The sequence below is a fragment of the Streptomyces sp. NPDC029152 genome, from assembly GCF_055564355.1.
The window spans coordinates 327489-346545 of the sequence record NZ_JBVHWR010000006.1 but is presented as its reverse complement, the minus strand read 5'-3'; the positions used below and the strand labels follow the sequence as shown (position 1 = coordinate 346545).

Genomic DNA, 19057 nt, shown 5'->3' with positions numbered 1-19057 from the left:
ATCCTCAGTGCAAGGGGCGGAAGTGACGCTCCAGGCCCTGCCAGACGTCGTCGTAGCGCTGCTGCAGGTGCTCGGCGCGGGCCGCCTGGGGCGTGAGGCTCACCGGCCACCGGGTCTCGAACATGAACGCCAGCCCGTCGTCGATCTTCTGCGGCCTCAGCTCGGCGGCGCTCGCCCGGTCGAACGTCTCCCGGTCCGGGCCGTGCGCCGACATCATGTTGTGCAGCGAACCGCCGCCCGGCACGAAGCCCTCCGCCTTCGCGTCGTAGGCGCCCTCGATCAGGCCCATGTACTCGCTCATCACGTTCCGGTGGAAGTACGGCGGCCGGAAGGTGTCCTCGCCGACCAGCCAGCGCGGGGCGAAGACCACGAAGTCGACGCCCGCCAGGCCCGGGGTGTCGGACGGGGAGGTGAGCACCGTGAAGATCGACGGGTCGGGGTGGTCGTAGGAGATCGTGCCGATCACGTTGAAGCGGCGCAGGTCGTAGACGTACGGCACGTGGGTGCCGTGCCAGGCGACCACGTCGAGCGGGGAGTGGCCGTAGGTCGCGGACCACAGGTTGCCGCAGAACTTGTTGACCACCTCCACCGGCCCCTCCACGTCCTCGTACGCGGCGACCGGCGCCCGGAAGTCCCGGGCGTTGGCGAGGCCGTTGGCGCCGATCGGGCCGAGGTCGGGCAGGGTGAAGGGGGCGCCGTAGTTCTCGCAGACGTAACCGCGGGCGTCCGCGTCGAGCAGCTCCACGCGGAAGCGCACCCCCCGCGGGATCAGCGCCACGTGGCCCGGCTCGGCGTGCAGCAGCCCGAACTCGGTGCGCAGCAGCAGCCCGCCGCGCTCCGGGACGATCAGCAGCTCGCCGTCGGCGTCGCTGAAGACGCGCTCCATGGAGGCGTTGGCGTGGTACAGGTGCACGGCCATGCCGGTGCGCTGGGTCGCGTCGCCGTTGCCGCCGAGGGTCCACAGGCCCGCCAGGAAGTCCGTCCCCGCGTCGGGCTCGGGCAGCGGGTTCCACCGCAGTCGGTTGGGGTCCGGCACGCACTGGGTGAACGGGGCGGTGCGGATCGCGCCGTTGCCGGTCCGGGCGAACGCCGGGTGCGCGGCCGAGGGACGGATGCGGTACAGCCACGAGCGCCGGTTGTGCGCCCGCGGCTCGGTGAACGCCGTGCCGCTGAGCTGCTCCGCGTACAGCCCGAGGGGCGCCCGCTGCGGCGAGTTCCGGCCCTCGGGCAGTGCGCCCGGCACGGCCTCGGAACCGTGCTCGTTGCCGAAACCGGACAGGTAGGTCAAACCCTCCGCGGTCTTCCGCGCGTCCCCGCTCATGAATCGCTCCCTCGCCCTCTGATTCCTATGCCTCACCGTAGGATTGCGGTTTCCCGGGCGCAAGGGGGAGAGCGGACCTTCGCGCTCCTCCTCGGGGACGATGACCGGAACCAGACCCCTGGGGGATCCGGAGTGTCGGACCGGTGTTCTACTCTCCCGGCATGTCGTGGACGCGGGGAGCAGCCGCCGCGCTCGCGGTCTGTGTCCTGTTGCCGACCGGACCCGCGGGCTGCGGCCGCAGTGACGGGGGAGAGCCGGGGGCCGGGGCGTCGTCGACGTCGGCGGGCAGACTCCTCGGCGACACCGACGAGGACGGCCGGCGCTACCGGGAGGCGGACGCCGGGCGCGCGCCCGAGGTCGGCATCGAGGTGCAGCCCACCGTCGACGACGGCTGGGACGTCCGCCTGACCGTCCGCAACTTCCGGTTCTCGCCGGCCGGCACGGAGGCGACGGCCGTGACCGGCCGCGGTGTGGCGTACCTCTTCGTCGACGGAGACCTCGTCACCCCGCTGCGCGGTCCGCGCCACCGCCTCGCCGCCGGGCTCGTCCCGCGCGGCACCCACCACGTCACCGCGCGCCTGTACGCCGACGACGGCACCGTCTGGGCCGTCGACGGCGAGCCGGTGGAGAGCACGGCGGACATCACGGCCTCGGACGCGGAGCCGACCGGGGTCACGGAGCCGGCGCTCCGCGAGGACGCGGCCCGGCCCGTCGCCGCGGCCCGCCCGCGTACCGGAGGTCACGGTTCCCCGGACCGCGGCGGAAAGGCATCATGATGCACGTGCCCCACGCGACCCCGCTCCGTCGTGCCCCCGTCCAACGGCGCAGCGCCGAACGGCTGACCAGGATCCTCGACGCCTGCGCCGCCCTCCTCGACGAGGTCGGCTACGACGCGCTGAGCACCCGGGCCGTGGCCCAGCGCGCCGGCGTCCCCATCGGCTCGGTGTACCGCTTCTTCGGCAACAAGCGGCAGATGGCCGACGCGCTGGCCCAGCGCAACCTCGAGCGCTACGCCGAGCGCGTGACCGAGCGGCTGGCGGAGGCCGGCGACGGAGGCTGGCGCGACGCCCTCGACGCCGTGCTCGACGAGTACCTGACGATGAAGCGGACCGCGCCCGGCTTCTCCCTCGTCGACTTCGGCAACCAGATACCGGTCGGCGGCCGCCACGCCGAGCCCAACCACCGCGTCGCCGACCGGATCACCGAGCTGTTCTCCCGCCACCTCGGCCGTCGCCCCGACGACACCCTGCGCCGCACCTTCCTGGTCGCCGTGGAGACCGCCGACACCCTCGTCCAGCTCGCCTTCCGGGTGGCGCCGGACGGCGACGACGCGATCATCGAGGAAGCCCGGGAGCTGCTGGCGGCGTATCTGGGGCGGGTGCTCGACTGACGTACGGGGCGGCCGTCGCTCCCGGGTCCTCCGGACCCCTCCCCGCCATGCCTACCGGTCGGTATGCTCACTGCGAGGTTCCACGTCCGCGCGTCACCGCCGCCCTCCGGGAGGACCCGTGCCCCGCACCGCCCTGCGTATCTGCCCCCTGTGCGAGGCCACCTGCGGCCTGACGCTGACCGTCGACGGCACCAGGGTCACCGCCGCCCGCGGTGACCGCGACGACGTCTTCAGCCGCGGGTTCGTCTGCCCCAAGGGCGCCTCCTTCGGCGCCCTCGACGCCGATCCCGACCGGCTGCGCACACCCCTCGTGCGCCGGGACGGCGAGCTGCGCGAGGCCACCTGGGAGGAAGCCTTCGACGCGGTCGCCACGGGTGTCCGCCCCGTCGTCGAACGGCACGGACCGCACGCCGCCGGCATCGTCCTCGGCAACCCCAACGTGCACACCGTCGCCGGCGCCCTCTACCCCTCCGTCCTGGTCGGCGCGCTCGGCACCCGCAGCCTCTTCACCGCCTCCACGCTCGACCAGATGCCCAAGCACGTCTCCAGCGGCCTGCTGTACGGCGACGCGAACGCCATCCCCGTGCCCGACCTCGACCGCACCGGCCACCTGCTCCTCGTCGGGGCCAACCCGCTGGAGTCCAACGGCAGTCTGTGCACGGCGCCCGACTTCCCCGGCCGGCTGAAGGCCCTCAGGGCCCGCGGCGGCACCCTCACCGTCATCGACCCGCGCCGCACCCGCACCGCCAAGCTCGCCGACCGGCACGTGGCGATCCGCCCCGGCACGGACGCCCTGCTCCTCGCCGCGATGGCCCACGTCCTGTTCGAGGAGGACCTGGTGGCTCTCGGCGCCCTCGAGCCCCACGTGGAGGGGGTCGGTGAACTCGCCCGGGCCGTGCGGGACTTCACCCCGGAGTCCGTCGCCGCCGCCTGCGACGTGGACGCCGCCACGACGCGCGCCCTCGCCCGTGAACTCGCCGCCGCCCCCGCCGCCGCCGTCTACGGCCGCATCGGCAGCTGCACCGTCCCGCACGGCACCCTCGCCAGCTGGCTCGTGGACGTCCTCACCATCCTCACCGGCAACCTCGACCGGCCCGGCGGCGCCCTCTTCCCGCAGGCCGCCACCGACCGGACACCCCGCCCCGCCGGACCCGGGCGCGGCTTCGCGCTCGGCCGCTGGCACTCCCGGGTGAGCCGGCACCCCGAGGCGAAGGGCGAGCTGCCGCTGTCCGCCCTCGCCGAGGAGATCGACACCACGACCGACCGGGGCGAGCCGGTCCGCGCGCTGATCACGATCGCCGCCAACCCCGTCCTGTCCGCACCCGACGGCGACCGGCTCGACAAGGCGCTGGACTCGCTCGACTTCATGGTGAGCGTCGACCCGTACCTGAACGAGACCTCGCGCCACGCCCACGTCGTGCTGCCGCCGCCCCCGCCGGCCCAGAGCCCCCACCACGACTTCGCCTTCAACACCCTCGCCGTGCGCAACCAGGTCCGCTACACCCGTCCCGCCGTCCCGCTCGAACCCGGCCGCATGGCCGAGACCGAGATCCTGGCCCGGCTGGTCCTCGCCGCCACCGGCGCCCACGGCGCCGACCCCGCCGCCGTCGACGCCATGGTGATCGAGCAGACCCTCGGCAAGGCCGTGCGGGACCCGCACTCACCCGTGCACGGACGCGACCCGCACGACCTCGCCGTCCGCCTCACCGGCGTCGACGGCCCCGAACGGCGGCTCGACATGATGCTCCGCCTCGGCCCCTACGGCGACGGCTTCGGCGCCCGCCCCGACGGACTGTCGCTCCAGCGCCTGCTCGCCCACCCGCACGGCATCGACCTCGGGCCGCTGCGCCCGCGCCTGCCGCAGCCGCTGAAGACCCCCAGCGGCAGGATCGAGCTGCTGCCCGCGCCGATCGCCGCCGACCTGCCGCGCCTGAGGCGCTCCATGGCCGAGCGCCCCGCCGGGCTCGTCCTGGTCGGCCGCCGCCACCTGCGGTCCAACAACAGCTGGATGCACAACGTCCCCGCCCTCACCGGCGGTTCCAACCGCTGCACCCTGCACCTGCACCCCGACGACGCCGGCCGGCTCGGCGTACGGGACGGTCAGCCGGTGCGCGTCAAGGGCGCCGGGGGAGAGGTGACCGCCCCCGCCGAGGTCACCGACACCGTCCGGCCGGGCGTGGTCAGCCTCCCGCACGGCTGGGGCCACGACCGCCCCGGCACCCGCCTCACCCACGCCGCCGGCGACCCCGGCGTCAACGTCAACCAGCTCCTCGACGGCAGCCTGCTCGACCCGCTCTCGGGCAACGCGGTCCTCAACGGGGTCCCCGTCGAACTCCTCCCCGCGGCCCGGCGCTGACCCGGCCCTGGGCTGAGCAAAGCCGTGACCTGGAGTTCTGCGCTTATTGCTCGCGTGTCAACATCTTGTTAACGCGACTTCGCGCCCCCTAACGTCGCTCGCACCGCCTGCCCCGGTGGGATGTTCAAGGGCGAACGTTAGGTACTCACTCATGCTGACCATCCTCGGCTTCGCCATGATCGCGACCTTCCTGGTCCTGATCATGATGAAGAAGATGTCGCCGATCGCGGCGCTCGTGCTGATCCCCGCGCTGTTCTGCGTGTTCGTCGGCAAGGGCGCCCACCTCGGTGACTACGTCATCGACGGCGTGTCCAGCCTCGCCCCCACCGCGGCGATGCTCATGTTCGCGATCGTCTACTTCGGTGTGATGATCGACGTCGGGCTGTTCGACCCGATCGTCCGCGCGATCCTGAGGTTCTGCAGGGCCGACCCGATGCGGATCGTCGTCGGTACGGCGCTGCTGGCCGCGATCGTCTCCCTGGACGGCGACGGCTCGACCACCTTCATGATCACGGTCTCGGCGATGTACCCGCTGTACAAGCGCCTGAAGATGAGCCTGGTCGTGATGACCGGTGTCGCCGCGATGGCCAACGGCGTGATGAACACCCTGCCCTGGGGCGGTCCCACCGCCCGCGCCGCCACCGCGCTGAAGGTCGACGCCACCGACGTCTTCGTGCCCATGATCCCGGCCCTGGCCGCCGGACTGGTCGCGGTCGTCGTCCTGGCCTACGTCCTCGGTGTGCGCGAGCGCCGGCGGCTCGGCACCCTGACGCTGGACGAGGTGCTGGTGCGGGAGGACGAGACCGAGACGGTGCTGGTCGGCGCCGGCGCGGCGGCCGGCACGGGCAAGGCTTCCGGCACCGGCACCGGCGAGGCGTCCGCGCCCGCCGCGGGCTCCGGCGGCCCGGCCGGCCGGGACGGCGCGGCGGACGACGGCTTCCAGGGCCTCGACCCGCACCGGGCCACCCTGCGCCCCAAGCTGTACTGGTTCAACGCGCTGCTCACGGTCGCCCTGCTCACCGCCATGATCATGGAGCTGCTGCCGATCCCGGTGCTGTTCCTGATCGGCGCCGCGCTCGCCCTCACCGTCAACTTCCCGCACGTCCCCGACCAGAAGGCCCGCATCGCGGCCCACGCCGACAACGTCCTCAACGTCTCCGGCATGGTCTTCGCCGCCGCCGTCTTCACCGGCGTCCTCACCGGCACCGGCATGGTCGACCACATGGCCAACTGGCTGGTGGACACCATCCCCGACGGCATGGGCCCGCACATGGGCCTCGTCACCGGCCTGCTCAGCCTGCCGTTGACCTACTTCATGTCGAACGACGGCTTCTACTTCGGCGTCCTGCCGGTGCTCGCCGAGGCCGGCCACGCGCACGGCGTGTCGACGCTGGAGATCGCCCGCGCCTCGATCGTCGGCCAGCCGCTGCACATGTCCAGCCCGCTCGTCCCCGCCGTCTACGTCCTGGTCGGCATGGCCAAGGTCGAGTTCGGCGACCACACGAAGTTCGTGGTGAAGTGGGCGGTCCTGACGAGCCTGGTGATCCTCGCGGCAGGCATCCTGTTCGGCATCATCTGATCACCGGCCCGGTTCTCCGGGACGGTCCGGAAAGGAAACGACCATGGGGCCCGGTGGGAACCGCGGCTGGCTGCTCCGCCTCGTCATCGCCTTCGGCTTCGCGCAGGGGGCGGTGTCGATGGCCCGGCCCGCCGTCTCCTACCGGGCCCTCGCGCTGGGCGCGGACGAGCGGGCGGTCGGCGTCATCGCCGGCGTGTACGCGCTGCTTCCGCTGTTCGCCGCCGTGCCGCTGGGCCGCCGCACCGATCACGGCCGCTGCGCCCCGCTGCTGCCCGCCGGCGTCGTCCTGATCGCCGGCGGCTGCGTGCTGAGCGGCGTCGCCGGATCGCTGTGGGCGATGGCGCTGTGGAGCGGCGTCATGGGCCTCGGCCACCTCTGCTTCGTCATCGGCGCCCAGTCGCTGGTCGCCCGCCAGTCCGCGCCGCACGAACAGGACCGCAACTTCGGCCACTTCACCATCGGCGCCTCGCTCGGGCAGCTCGTCGGGCCCGTCGCGGCGGGTGCCCTGATCGGCGGCCGGGACATGGCCGGCACCAGCGCGCTCGCCCTGGTCGTCGCGGGCGCGGTCGCGGCGGTCGCGTTCACCTCGCTGTGGCGCACAGAGCACCCGGCGGCCGCCGGGCCCCGCAGGGAACCGGGACCGCGCGTCCCGGTGGCGGGCATCCTGCGGTCCCGGGGCGTGCCCGCGGGCATCCTGATCAGCCTGTCGGTGCTGTCCGCGACCGACGTCCTCACCGCCTACCTGCCGGTGGTCGGCGAACACCGGGGCATCTCCCCGGCGGTGATCGGCGCCCTGCTCAGCCTGCGCGCCGCGGCCACGATCGCCTGCCGGCTGGTGCTCACGCCCCTGCTGCGCCTGCTCGGCCGCACCCTCCTGCTCACGGTCACCTGTCTGCTGGCGGCCGTGCTGTGCGCCGGCGTCGCGCTGCCGGTGCCGGTGTGGGCGCTGGGCGTGATGCTCGTCGTCCTCGGCTTCTGCCTGGGCGTCGGCCAGCCGCTGTCCATGACGACCGTCGTCCAGGCGGCCCCCGACGAGGCCCGCTCCACCGCCCTCGCCCTGCGCCTGACCGGCAACCGCCTCGGCCAGGTCGCCGCGCCCGCCGCGGCCGGTCTGATCGCCGGCGTCGCGGGCGTGGCCGCGCCCTTCGTGATGCTCGGCGCCCTCCTCCTGCTGTCCTCCGGCGTCGCCCTGCGCTCCCCGGCCGGGCCGGCGCCCGACCGCGCGTCCGCCGACGGCCCCGGCCGGGCCCGTACGGCGCGTCGTACGGCGCGACAGGGCCGCGGCCGCCGCGAGGGCCCGCCGGGCCACGGGGGATGACGGCGGCCACCACGAGGGAGGCGGCCGCACTCGTCCTGGCCGACGTCCTGCCGCCGGTCGCCGGAGGAGGCGTCGGCGTCGCGCGGGCGGCCCGGGACGGTCTCCGCCGGACCCGGGCGGCCGGGGACTGTCGTCCGGGGGCGCCGCCCCGACGGCCGCCCGCCCGGCGCCCCGAGCGTGTGGACCGGCCCGGCGCCCGCCGGGCCCGGAGGAGTGATCCCGTCGGCACCCGGCCCTCCGGGAGGGTGAACCGCGCCACCATGGTGGCCGCCCCTGGTGCCGTAAAACTATCGGCGCTAGTTTGGGGCCGGACGACGATGCCCGCCCGGAAGGAACGCGATGAAGGCACACGACGGCATGTACATCGACGGGGCCTGGCGCCCCGCCGACGGCCGGGACACGATCGACGTGGTGAACCCGGCCGACGAGCAGGTGATCGGCAAGGTCCCCGCCGGCACCGCCCTGGACGTGGACGCCGCCGTACGGGCCGCCCGCGCCGCCCTGCCGGGCTGGGCCGCCACCCCGCCCGCCGAACGCGCCGCGCGTCTGGCCGCCCTGCGGGACGTGCTGGTGGCCCGCAAGGACGAGATCGCCGAGACCGTCACCGCCGAGCTGGGCTCGCCGCTGCAGTTCTCGCAGGCCGTGCACGCCGGCGCCCCGATCGCGGTCGCCGGCTCCTACGCCGAGCTGGCGGCGACGTACTCCTTCGAGGAGAGGATCGGCAACTCCGTCGTCCACCACGAGCCGATCGGCGTGGTCGGCGCCATCACCCCCTGGAACTACCCCCTCCACCAGATCGTCGCCAAGGTCGCCCCGGCGCTGGCGGCGGGCTGCACGGTCGTCCTGAAGCCCGCCGAGGACACCCCTCTCACCGCCCAGCTCTTCGCCGAGGCGGTGCACGAGGCCGGCGTCCCCGCGGGCGTCTTCAACCTGGTCACCGGCCTCGGCCCGGTCGCCGGCCAGGCCCTCGCCGAGCATGCGGACGTCGACCTGGTCTCCTTCACCGGCTCCACCGCCGTCGGCCGGCGCATCGGCGCGATCGCCGGCGCCGCCGTCAAGAAGGTCGCCCTCGAACTCGGCGGCAAGTCCGCCAACGTGATCCTCCCGAGCGCCGATCTGGCCAGGGCCGTGAACGTCGGCGTCGCCAACGTCATGTCCAACTCCGGCCAGACGTGCAGCGCCTGGACCAGGATGCTGGTCCACCGCGACCGGTACGACGAGGCCGTGGCGCTCGCCGCCGAGGCCGCCGCGAAGTACGGCGACCGGATCGGCCCGGTCGTCAACGCCAAGCAATGGGAGCGGGTGCGCGGCTACATCGAGAAGGGCGTCGCCGAGGGCGCCCGCCTCGTCGCGGGCGGCCCCGAATCCCCGCGCGAGCGGGGCTGGTTCGTCAGCCCGACCGTCTTCGCCGACGTGACCGAGGACATGACCATCGCCCAGGAGGAGATCTTCGGGCCGGTCCTGTCCCTCCTGCGCTACGAGGACGAGGAGGACGCCCTGCGGATCGCCAACGGCACGGTGTACGGCCTCGCCGGGGCCGTCTGGGCCGGGGACGAGGCGGAGGCGGTCGCCTTCGCCCGCCGCATGGACACCGGCCAGGTCGACATCAACGGCGGCCGCTTCAACCCGCTGGCGCCCTTCGGCGGCTACAAGCAGTCGGGCGTGGGCCGCGAACTGGGCCCGCACGGCCTCACCGAGTACCTCCAGACCAAGTCCCTCCAGTTCTAGACCCAGGGGAGCCGTTCACGTCATGGCCGTCCGCACCGCTGTCCGTGCCGCCGTCGTACCCGCCGTAGGCGCCCCGCTGGAGGTCACCGGGATCGAGCTGCCCGAGCCCGGCCCCGGCCGGGTCCGGGTGAGGCTCGCCGCCGCCGGGGTCTGCCACTCCGACCTGTCCCTGTCCAACGGCACCATGCGCGTGCCGCTGCCCGCCGTCCTCGGCCACGAGGGCGCCGGCACGGTCGTCGCCGTCGGCGAGGGCGTCACCCACGTCGCGCCCGGCGACGGCGTCGTCCTCAACTGGGCCCCGTCCTGCGGCGTCTGCCACCCCTGCTCGCTCGGCGAGGTCTGGCTGTGCGCCGACGCCCTGGCCGGCGCCGCGAACACGCACGCCCGCCGCGCCGACGACGGCACCGGCCTGCACCCCGGCCTGAACGTCGCCGCGTTCGCCGAGGAGACGGTGGTGCCCGCGTCCTGCGTCCTGCCCTGTCCGGACGGCATCCCGCTCACCGACGCCGCCCTGCTCGGCTGCGCCGTCCTCACCGGCTACGGCGCCGTCCACCACTCGGCGAAGGTCCGGGAGGGCGAGACGGTCGCCGTGTTCGGCGTCGGGGGAGTGGGCCTCGCCACCCTCCAGGCGGCCCGGATCGCGGGCGCGTCGAAGATCGTCGCGGTCGACGTCTCCCCGGAGAAGGAGGAACTGGCCCGCGCCGCCGGCGCCACCGACTACCTGGTCGCCTCCGACACCACCGCCCGCGAGATCCGCGCCCTCACCGGCAAGCAGGGCGTCGACGCGGCCGTCGAGTGCGTCGGCCGGGCCGTCACCATCCGCACCGCCTGGGACTCCACCCGGCGCGGCGGACGCACCACGGTCGTCGGCATCGGCGGCAAGGACCAGCAGGTCACCTTCAACGCCCTGGAGATCTTCCACTGGGGCCGCACCCTGTCCGGCTGCGTCTACGGCAACGCCGATCCGGCCCGCGACCTGCCCGTACTGGCCAAGCACGTCCGCGCCGGCCGCCTCGACCTGGGCGCCCTGGTGACGGAACGCATCGCCCTGGACGGCATCCCGGCGGCCTTCGAGAACATGCTGGCGGGCAAGGGCGGCCGGGCGCTGGTGGTCTTCTAACGCCTCGCGTCCGCGGGGCGCGGCTCCGGAGTCCCGCCCGGCTCCGGAGTCCCGCCCGGCTCCGGGGCCCCGCCCGGTTCCGGAGCCGCCGCCGCGCGCCTCCTGGACCGCGACACCGCCACGCCCGCCAGGCACAGCGCCCCGCCCGCCAGGGTCAGCAGCCCCGGCACCTCGCCGAGCGCCAGCCACGACATCAGGACGACGAGGGCGGGCACCGCGTACGTCGTCGCGCCCATCCGGCCGGCGGTCGTCCGGGCCAGGGCGTACGCCCACGTCGTGAACGCCAGGGCGGTCGGGAACACGCCCAGGTAGACCATGTTGAGCGTCGCGGAGGCGGGCGCCGTCGCCGCCTCCCGCACCAGCTGCCCGGCGAACGGCAGGCAGACCACCGCCCCGACCAGGCACCCGAACGTCGTCACCTGCAGCGCGCTCGCCCGGCCCAGCGCCGGCTTCTGGGCGACCACCCCGCCCGCGTACGCCACGGCCGCCAGCAGGCACAGCACCACCCCGGACAGCGAGGAACCGCCCTCGCCGGACATCGACAGGCCCACGGTCACCGCACCGGCGAACGACACCGCCATCCCCGCCACCAGCCGCGGCGGCAGCGCGTCCCCGAGCAGCCGGGCGCCGAGCAGCGCGATGAGGATCGGCCCGACGTTCACCACCAGGGCGGCCGTACCGGCGTCCACCTGCTGCTCGCCCCAGTTCAGGACGACCATGTAGAAGCCGAACCACAGCAGCCCGGACATCACGATCCCCCGCCGGGCCGGCCGGGGCGGCAGGCCCTCCCGGCGCACCAGGCAGATCACCCCCAGCGTCAGCGCGCCCGACAGCAGCCGCCCGAGCGCCAGCGCGCCGGGCGAGTAGGCCTCGCCCGCGCTGCGGATGGAGACGAAGGCCGAGGCCCACAGGACGACGGTGACGGTGGCGGCGCCGGCGGCGAGGAGGCCGGCACGGCGGGACGGGGCGGTGCTCATCATGCTCCAGAGGCTAGGCAGGAAGGGGGCGTGGGACCGGCGGGTTCCGGACGGGGTGCCCGCGCTCAGCGCAGCAGCGCCGGGTCGATGCCCAGCAGCCCGGACAGCGCGTCCTCGCCCGCCGGCGTCACCTTCACCGCCCGCTCCGAGCCGATGCGCACGCACCAGCCCGCGTCCAGGGCGTGCCGGCACAGGGCCGCGCCCGCGACGCCCGCGAGGTGGGGGCGGCGTTCGGTCCAGTCCAGGCAGGCGCGGGCCAGCGGCCGGCGGTTCGTGCGGTCGAGGCGGATCCCGGCGGCGTCGAACCAGCCGAGCCCCGCGTCGGTGAGCGCGAAGCCGGTGTCCTGGCGCAGCAGCCCGCGCCCGGTCAGCGCGTCGGTGACCGTGATCCCGAGCCGCCCGGCGAGGTGGTCGTAGCAGGTGCGCCCGCGGGCCATCGCCGACCCGGCGCTCGACGCCCGCAGGGTGCGCGGACGCCGCGTGGCCGCCTCGGGCGCGACCTGTGCGGCCAGGTCCTCCACGAGGTGCGCGATCCGCTCGTCGGCCAGCCTGACGTACCGGTGCCGCCCCTGCCGCTCCTCGGTGAGCAGGCCGCCCGCGACGAGTTTGCCGAGGTGTTCGCTCAGCGTCGACGCGGCGACCCCCGCGTGCCGGGCCAGTTCGCCGGCGGTCCACGCCCGCCCGTCGAGCAGCGCCAGCAGGCAGGAGGCCCTGGTCTCGTCGGCGATCAGCCCCGCCAGCCGCGCGAGCCCGGGCGCTTCACCGTCCTTGTCGGTCATGCGTCCAGGATGCGGCACGGACCCTTCGGCGGGCGCCGAAGGGTTCAGGCCGGGGAAACAAGCGCTCTTTTCGATTCATTGGAGGGCATAAGGGTACGAAGAGGGCGCGAGTGGGAGGCGGCATGGTGGACACGGACGTACGGCACCGGAACCACGTCACGGTGACCGGTGATCCCGACGGGCCGGTGGTGGTCCTGGCGCACGGCTTCGGCTGCGACCAGAACATGTGGTGCCTGGTGGTGCCCCGGCCGGCCGGGCGCTGCAAGGTCGTCCTGTTCGACCAGGTCGGTTCGGGCCGTTCCGACCTGTCGGCCTGGGTCCCCGAGCGGTACGCGTCGCTGGACGGCCACGCGCAGGACGCGGTCGACGTCCTGCGGGCGCTGGACCTGAGGCGGGTGACGTTCGTCGGGCATTCCGTGAGCGCGACGGCCGGCGTCCTGGCCGCCCGCGCGGCACCCGACCGCATCGGCTCCCCGGCCATGGTCGCCCCCTCCCCGCGCCACCTCGACGACGACGGGTACCGCGGCGGCTTCACGGCGGCCGACGTCGAGGAACCGCTCGCCTCGCCGGAGTCGAACCACCTCGGCCGGTCGTCCGCGACGGCGCCGGTCGTCATGGGCGACCCCGACCGGCCGGAGCCGGGCCGGGAACCCACCGACAGCTTCTGCGCGACCGACCCGGCGATGGCCCGCGTCTTCGCGCGCACCACGTTCCTCTCGGACGCCCGTGGGGACCTGGAGGGGGTGAAGGTGCCCACGCCGGTCCTCGAACGCGCCGAGGACGCCATCGCTCCCCGGGAAGGCGGCGCCTTCGTGCGGTCACGTGTCCCCGGCGCCCGTCTGGTCACCCCGGACGCCACCGGACACTGCCCCCGGCTCAGCGCCCCCGAGGCCACCGCCGACGCCCTGCTCTACTTCCTGGACCGCGTCCATGGCACCCGCCGAGCCCCCTGACCCCGCCCCCGGCGCCGGCCGGGGCGGGCGGACGGCGCCGACCGGTGGCGTGCCGGGCCCGGAGGACAGCGCCGAGGACCTCTACGACTCCGCCCCCTGCGGATTCCTGTCCACGGCCATGGACGGCACCATCGTCAAGGTCAACGCGACGCTGCTGGACTGGCTCGGCCTGGAGCGGAGCGAGGTGGTGGGCCGGACGCGCTTCTCCGACCTGCTCACCGTCGGTGGCCGCCTCTACCACGAGACCCACTTCGCACCCCTGCTGGGCCTGCGGGGCGAGATCGGCGGGATCGCGCTGGAGATGCGGACGGCCACGGGCGGACGACTACCGGTGCTGGTGTCCGCCGCGGTCAAACGGAACGCGGACGGCGAACCGGTACTGATCCGCACCACCGTCTTCGACGCGTCCGACCGACGCGCCTACGAGGAGGAACTGCTGCGCCGCAGGACGGCCGCCGACGAGGCCCGCGACCTGGCCGAGGCGGTGCGGCGGGATGCGGAGGCGGCACGCACCCGCTCCGAGGCCGACCGGGCCCGGCTGACCGACGCCCTCGCCGTGCTCCAGCAGGCCCTGCTGCCCGCCGAGCTGCCCACCGTCCCGGGCCTGGAGGTGGCCTCGTACTACTACACGGCGTCACCCGACCGGCTCGGCGGCGACTTCTACGACCTGTTCGCCCTCGACGCCAGGCGCTGGGCGTTCTTCCTCGGCGACGTGACCGGCAAGGGCCCCGAGGCCGCCGCCGTCACCTCCCTCACCCGCTACACCCTGCGGGCGGCCGTTTTCCACGACTCCGACCCGGTCAGTGCCCTGACCACCCTCAACGCCGTCCTGTACGACCGCTACGGCGACGAGGCGGACCCGCGCCACTGCACTGCCGTCGTCGGTGTCGTCGAACCGGACGCCGACCGGGGCCGCGCCGCGGTGCGCCTCGCCTCCGGCGGCCACCCGTCGGCACTCGTCCTGCGGGCCGGTGCCCCGGTCGACGGCCCCGGGCGGGCCGGCTACCTCACCACTCCCGGCGGCATGCTGGTCGGCGCGCTGCGCGACGCCTCCTTCACCCCCGCCACGACCGTCCTCGGACCCGGCGACACCGTGCTGCTCTACACCGACGGCCTGACCGAGGCCCGCACGGACCCCGGCCGCGCCGTCCTCTACGGTGAACAGCGGCTCCGGGACTTCGCCGCCCGGCAGGCGTCGACGGCGCCCGGCGACGTGATCGCCGCCGTGGCCGCACTGCTGGAGAAGCTCGGCGACGGTGTCGACGACGACACCGCCCTCCTCGCCCTGGGCGTCCCTAGCCGTCCCGCGTGAGCCGCTCGTACTGCTGCGCCAGCCCGTCCAGCAGCGCCGTCAGCCCGGTCTCGAAGGCCCGCTCGTCGATCTTCTCCTGCTGCTCGGCCAGGAGATGGGCCTTGCCGAGGTGGGGGTAGTCGGCGGGGTCGTAGGCGCTGGCGTCGTCCGGGAAACCCCGGGCGAAGGAGCCGAGCGCGGAGCCCATGACGAAGTACCGCATCAGCGCGCCGATGGACGTGGCCTGCGCCGGCGGCCAGCCCGCCGCGACCATCGCGCCGTAGACGGCGTCCGCGAGGTGCAGCGCGGCGGGGCGGCGGCCGGGTCCGTGGGCCAGTACCGGGACGATGTTGGGGTGGTCGCGCAGGGCCGCCCGGTAGGAGACGGCCCAGTCGTGCAGTGCGGTCCGCCAGTCCCGGCCGTCCTCGAACATCGACAGGTCGACCTGCGCGCTGACCGAGTCGGCCACGGCCTCCAGGATCTCGTCCTTGGTGCGGAAGTGGTTGTAGAGCGAGGGCCCGCTGACCCCCAGTTCCGCCGCGAGCCGGCGCGTGGAGACGGCCGCGAGGCCCTCCGCGTCCACCAGCGCGCGGGCCGTCTCGACGATCCGGTCGGTGCTGAGCAGGGGCTTGCGCGGTCGGGCCATGGCGCACATAGTAGGGCTGCGACCATAAACTAGCAGTGCTAATTTAAATGTCCGGCTTTCAAGAGACGTCTGTCCGGATCCGTCTTCTGTGGGGTGACCCGTCATGAACCTGGAGCTCAGCGAGGAGCAGGCCGCCGTACGGCAGCTCGCCCGGGACTTCGTGGAGCGCGAGATCGCCCCCCACGTCGTCGCCTGGGACCGTGCCGAGGAGGTGGACCGGTCCATCGTCAAGAAACTCGGCGAGGTCGGCTTCCTCGGACTCACCGTCGACGAGGAGTACGGCGGCTCCGGCGGCGACCACCTCGCGTACTGCCTGGTGACGGAGGAGCTGGGACGCGGCGACTCCTCCGTGCGGGGCATCGTCTCCGTCTCCCTCGGCCTGGTCGCCAAGACGATCGCCGCCTGGGGGGACGAGGAGCAGAAGCGCCGCTGGCTGCCCGGGCTGACCTCCGGCGAGTACGTCGGCTGCTTCGGCCTGACCGAGCCCGGCACGGGGTCGGACGCCGGCAACCTCTCCACGCGCGCGGTCCGCGACGGCGACGACTACGTCGTCAACGGCACCAAGATGTTCATCACCAACGGGACCTGGGCCGACGTCGTCCTGCTCTTCGCCCGCTCCACCGACGCCCCCGGCCACAAGGGCGTCTCCGCCTTCCTGGTCCCCACCGACACCCCCGGCCTGACCCGCCGCACCGTCCACGGCAAGCTCGGCCTGCGCGGCCAGGCCACCGCCGAACTCGTCCTGGAGGACGTCCGCGTCCCGGCCTCCGCGATGCTGGCCCCCGAGGGCAAGGGCTTCTCGGTCGCCATGTCGGCGCTCGCCAAGGGGCGGATGTCGGTCGCGGCCGGCTGCGTCGGCATCGCCCAGGCCGCCCTGGACGCCGCCGTGCGGTACGCGGGCGAGCGCGAGCAGTTCGGGAAGACCATCGCCCACCACCAGCTGGTGCAGGAGCTGATCAGCGACATCGCCCTCGACGTGGACGCCGCCCGGCTGCTGACCTGGCGCGTCGCCGACCTGATCGACCGCGGGCAGCCCTTCACCGTCGAGTCCTCCAAGGCCAAGCTGTTCGCCTCGGAGGCCGCCGTCCGCGCCGCCAACAACGCCCTCCAGGTCTTCGGCGGCTACGGCTACATCGACGAGTACCCGGCCGGCAAGCTGCTGCGCGACGCCCGCGTGATGACCCTCTACGAGGGCACCAGCCAGATCCAGAAGCTGGTCATCGGGCGCGCCCTGACGGGCGTCTCGGCCTTCTGAGTACCCGGACTGAGTACGTCGGCGGATGTGTCCCGGGCCACGTCCGCCGACGCTTGTCCCCATGAGTGACACACCGGTCAAGCAGCAGAGCACCGCCGCCTTCTACGGGCAGGCCGTCGCGTCGTTCGCGGTCGCCATGATCGCCACCTCCATCGGCATCTACCAGCTCCGGGCCGACGCCTGGGTGCGCGCCTTCCTCGCCATCGCCGTCCTGTACCTCGTCACGTCCGCCTTCACGCTGGCCAAGATCATCCGGGACCGGCAGGAGGCCGGGCAGATCGTCAGCCGCGTCGACCAGGCCCGGCTGGAGAAGCTCCTCGCCGAGCACGACCCCTTCGAGAAGCTGGGATGACCTGCGGCCGGGCACCCCTAAGCGGCCGCTCAGCTTCGGCGGTATGGTGGAGCTCCTGTCACCGAGAGGGGCGAACAAGCGATGAGTACGGCGGCCGAGACGGCGGGCGGCGACATCGAGCCGTGGGAAGAGGTCACGCCTGACGCGGCCCGGCGACTGCTGGTCGCCGCCGTGGAGGCCTTCGCCGAGCGCGGGTACCACGCGACCACGACCCGCGACATCGCCGGGCGGGCCGGCATGAGTCCGGCCGCGCTCTACATCCACTACAAGACCAAGGAAGAGCTGCTCCACCGCATCAGCCGGATCGGCCACGACCGGGCGCTCGGCATCCTGCGCACGGCGGCCGAGGGCGAGGGCAGTGCCACGGAGCGGCTCGCCGAGGCCGTCAGCTCCTTCGTGCGCTGGCACGCCGGACGGCGCACCACCGCGCGCGTCGTGCAGTACGAGCTGGACGCGCTCGGTCCGGACGCCCGTGCCGAGATCGTCGCGCTGCGCCGCCAGGTCGACGCGCAGGTGCGGCGCATCATCGAGGAGGGCGTGGCCTCGGGCGAGTTCGAGGTGGCGGACGTGCAGGGCACGACGCTCGCGGTGCTCTCCCTCTGCATCGACGTCGCCCGCTGGTTCAACGTGAACGGCCCCCGCACGCCCGACGAGGTCGGCGCGCTCTACGCCGACCTCGTGCTGCGGATGGTGCGGGCCAAGGAGTCCGGCGCCGCTCAGGGGCGGTAGCGGCTCACGGGTGGCGGCGGCTCACAGGTAGTAGCGCGAGACGGACTCGGCGACGCACGCCGGCTTGTCGCCGCCCTCGCGCTCCACGGTGAAGGCGACGGACACCTGGATCCCTCCCGCGACGTCCTCGACGCCGGTGATCGTCGCCGTGGCGCGCAGCCGCGAGCCGACCGGGACGGGGGAGGGGAAACGGACCTTGTTGGTGCCGTAGTTGACGCCCATCCTCACGCCCTCGACCTGGATCAGCTGCGGCCCGAAGAGCGGGAGCAGCGACAGGGTCAGGTACCCGTGCGCGATGGTGGTGCCGAACGGGCCCGCGGCGGCCTTCTCCGGGTCCACGTGGATCCACTGGTGGTCGCCGGTCGCCTCCGCGAACAGGTCGATCCGCTTCTGGTCGACCTCCAGCCAGTCGGTGTACCCCAGCTGCTCGCCCACCGCCGCCTTCACGTCGTCGGCGGATGTGAAGATCCTCGGCTCTGCCATGTCCCGGCCTCCCGCGTCGAAATTTTCTAAGCAACTGCTTAGCATGGTGGCCGCCGGAGCCCATGTCAACGGACCCGGCGGGTGACGGGGTCGGTAGGGTTCGAGGAGTGCCTCAGATTCCCGAGAAGATCCACGAGCTCACGGTCGGCCAGCTCGCCGCGCGCAGCGGCGCCGCCGTCTCCGCCCTGCACTTCTACGAGTCCAAGGGCCTGATCAGCAGTCGCCGCACCTCCGGCAACCAGCGCCGCTTCAGCCGCGACACCCTGCGCCGGGTCGCCTTCGTGCGGGCCGCGCAGCGCGTCGGCATCCCGCTCGCCACGATCCGCGAGGCGCTCGCCGAGCTGCCGGAGGGACGCACGCCCACCGAGGAGGACTGGGCGCGGCTCTCCGAGGCCTGGCGCTCCGAGCTGGACGAGCGGATCAAGCAGCTGAACCGGTTGCGGGACCACCTCACCGACTGCATCGGCTGCGGCTGTCTGTCCCTGGACACCTGTGTCCTGTCCAACCCCGACGACGTCTTCGGCGAAAGCCGCGCGGGCTCCCGCCTGCTGGTGGAACGCAGGACGGGGACGGCGCCGGCCGGCAGGCGCACGCCGGCCCCGTCCGACGCCGCGTGCTGCGACTGAAGGACCCGGTCCCGGCGCCCGGCGGTCACCGGCCCCGGTCCGAGGCGCCGGTCGCGCACCGCGGGACCGCGCACCGGCGCCGCCCCCGAGCACGGCCACGGCGCGCACGGGCCCCGCATCCGGTCCGGCGCCGCCCGTGCGCCGTCGGGTGCGC

At 74.0% G+C, this 19057-nt stretch carries 18 protein-coding genes; 13 read left to right on the top strand and 5 right to left on the bottom strand.

The window, feature by feature from the left end; all coding sequences use genetic code 11:
- Positions 1-4: 4 nt before the first annotated feature.
- Positions 5-1321: a homogentisate 1,2-dioxygenase gene (gene hmgA, locus ACZ4V6_RS15835; RefSeq protein ID WP_467827175.1), complete on the bottom strand. Its 1317-nt coding sequence runs from the start codon at positions 1319-1321 to the stop codon at positions 5-7.
- A gap of 161 nt (positions 1322-1482) precedes the next feature.
- On the opposite strand from hmgA, the gene ACZ4V6_RS15830 reads away from it, so the two are divergent.
- The 7 genes from ACZ4V6_RS15830 (at position 1483) to ACZ4V6_RS15800 (ending at position 10812) form a co-directional block, all read left to right on the top strand.
- Positions 1483-2097, top strand: a complete 615-nt coding sequence (locus ACZ4V6_RS15830) for a hypothetical protein (protein ID WP_467827173.1) — start codon at positions 1483-1485, stop codon at positions 2095-2097.
- Positions 2094-2711, top strand: coding sequence for a TetR/AcrR family transcriptional regulator (locus tag ACZ4V6_RS15825; protein ID WP_467827170.1), 618 nt, complete (start codon positions 2094-2096; stop codon positions 2709-2711). The genes ACZ4V6_RS15830 and ACZ4V6_RS15825 overlap by 4 nt, the downstream gene beginning before the upstream one ends.
- Positions 2712-2829: 118 nt before the next feature.
- Positions 2830-5067, top strand: a complete 2238-nt coding sequence (locus ACZ4V6_RS15820; protein WP_467827167.1) for a molybdopterin oxidoreductase family protein — start codon at positions 2830-2832, stop codon at positions 5065-5067.
- A gap of 151 nt (positions 5068-5218) precedes the next feature.
- Positions 5219-6646 carry a CitMHS family transporter gene (locus ACZ4V6_RS15815; RefSeq protein ID WP_467827165.1) on the top strand — a complete coding sequence of 476 codons (1428 nt, stop codon included), beginning with the start codon at positions 5219-5221 and terminating at the stop codon, positions 6644-6646.
- A gap of 43 nt (positions 6647-6689) precedes the next feature.
- The gene (locus tag ACZ4V6_RS15810; protein ID WP_467827162.1) at positions 6690-7964 is read left to right on the top strand and encodes an MFS transporter; all 1275 of its coding nucleotides are present in this window, start codon (positions 6690-6692) and stop codon (positions 7962-7964) included.
- A 339-nt stretch (positions 7965-8303) separates the two neighbouring features.
- Positions 8304-9692: an aldehyde dehydrogenase family protein gene (locus tag ACZ4V6_RS15805; RefSeq protein ID WP_467827159.1), complete on the top strand. Its 1389-nt coding sequence runs from the start codon at positions 8304-8306 to the stop codon at positions 9690-9692.
- A 22-nt stretch (positions 9693-9714) separates the two neighbouring features.
- The gene (locus ACZ4V6_RS15800; RefSeq protein ID WP_467827156.1) at positions 9715-10812 is read left to right on the top strand and encodes a Zn-dependent alcohol dehydrogenase; all 1098 of its coding nucleotides are present in this window, start codon (positions 9715-9717) and stop codon (positions 10810-10812) included.
- Here the strand turns inward: ACZ4V6_RS15800 and ACZ4V6_RS15795 are convergent.
- The gene (locus ACZ4V6_RS15795) at positions 10809-11789 is read right to left on the bottom strand and encodes a DMT family transporter (RefSeq protein WP_467827392.1); all 981 of its coding nucleotides are present in this window, start codon (positions 11787-11789) and stop codon (positions 10809-10811) included. The two genes, ACZ4V6_RS15800 and ACZ4V6_RS15795, sit on opposite strands and share 4 nt — an antisense overlap.
- A 65-nt stretch (positions 11790-11854) precedes the next feature.
- Positions 11855-12568, bottom strand: coding sequence for an ArsR/SmtB family transcription factor (locus ACZ4V6_RS15790; RefSeq protein ID WP_467827153.1), 714 nt, complete (start codon positions 12566-12568; stop codon positions 11855-11857).
- Positions 12569-12690: 122 nt separating this feature from the next.
- On the opposite strand from ACZ4V6_RS15790, the gene ACZ4V6_RS15785 reads away from it, so the two are divergent.
- On the top strand, positions 12691-13521 hold the full coding sequence (locus ACZ4V6_RS15785) for an alpha/beta fold hydrolase (RefSeq protein WP_467827150.1): 831 nt from the start codon (positions 12691-12693) through the stop codon (positions 13519-13521).
- The gene (locus tag ACZ4V6_RS15780; protein ID WP_467827147.1) at positions 13499-14833 is read left to right on the top strand and encodes a PP2C family protein-serine/threonine phosphatase; all 1335 of its coding nucleotides are present in this window, start codon (positions 13499-13501) and stop codon (positions 14831-14833) included. The genes ACZ4V6_RS15785 and ACZ4V6_RS15780 overlap by 23 nt, the downstream gene beginning before the upstream one ends.
- Here the strand turns inward: ACZ4V6_RS15780 and ACZ4V6_RS15775 are convergent.
- Positions 14817-15458, bottom strand: a complete 642-nt coding sequence (locus ACZ4V6_RS15775) for a TetR/AcrR family transcriptional regulator (protein WP_467827144.1) — start codon at positions 15456-15458, stop codon at positions 14817-14819. The genes ACZ4V6_RS15780 and ACZ4V6_RS15775 overlap by 17 nt on opposite strands.
- A gap of 103 nt (positions 15459-15561) precedes the next feature.
- On the opposite strand from ACZ4V6_RS15775, the gene ACZ4V6_RS15770 reads away from it, so the two are divergent.
- From ACZ4V6_RS15770 to ACZ4V6_RS15760, 3 genes are all read left to right on the top strand, one after another.
- Entirely contained in the window at positions 15562-16713 is a 1152-nt protein-coding gene (locus ACZ4V6_RS15770) for an acyl-CoA dehydrogenase family protein (RefSeq protein ID WP_467827141.1), read from the top strand.
- Positions 16714-16774: 61 nt separating this feature from the next.
- Complete coding sequence (locus ACZ4V6_RS15765) at positions 16775-17065, top strand: YiaA/YiaB family inner membrane protein (protein ID WP_467827138.1); 291 nt, start codon at positions 16775-16777, stop codon at positions 17063-17065.
- Between the two features lie 81 nt (positions 17066-17146).
- Positions 17147-17794 (top strand): TetR/AcrR family transcriptional regulator, encoded by a 648-nt coding sequence (locus tag ACZ4V6_RS15760; RefSeq protein ID WP_467827136.1) that lies wholly within the window; start codon positions 17147-17149, stop codon positions 17792-17794.
- A 21-nt stretch (positions 17795-17815) separates the two neighbouring features.
- Here the strand turns inward: ACZ4V6_RS15760 and ACZ4V6_RS15755 are convergent, their stop codons facing one another.
- Positions 17816-18277: a MaoC family dehydratase gene (locus ACZ4V6_RS15755; protein WP_467827135.1), complete on the bottom strand. Its 462-nt coding sequence runs from the start codon at positions 18275-18277 to the stop codon at positions 17816-17818.
- Between the two features lie 107 nt (positions 18278-18384).
- Between ACZ4V6_RS15755 and soxR the strand changes: the two genes are divergently transcribed.
- Positions 18385-18903: a redox-sensitive transcriptional activator SoxR gene (gene soxR, locus ACZ4V6_RS15750; protein ID WP_467827134.1), complete on the top strand. Its 519-nt coding sequence runs from the start codon at positions 18385-18387 to the stop codon at positions 18901-18903.
- The last annotated feature ends 154 nt before the right edge of the window (positions 18904-19057 follow it).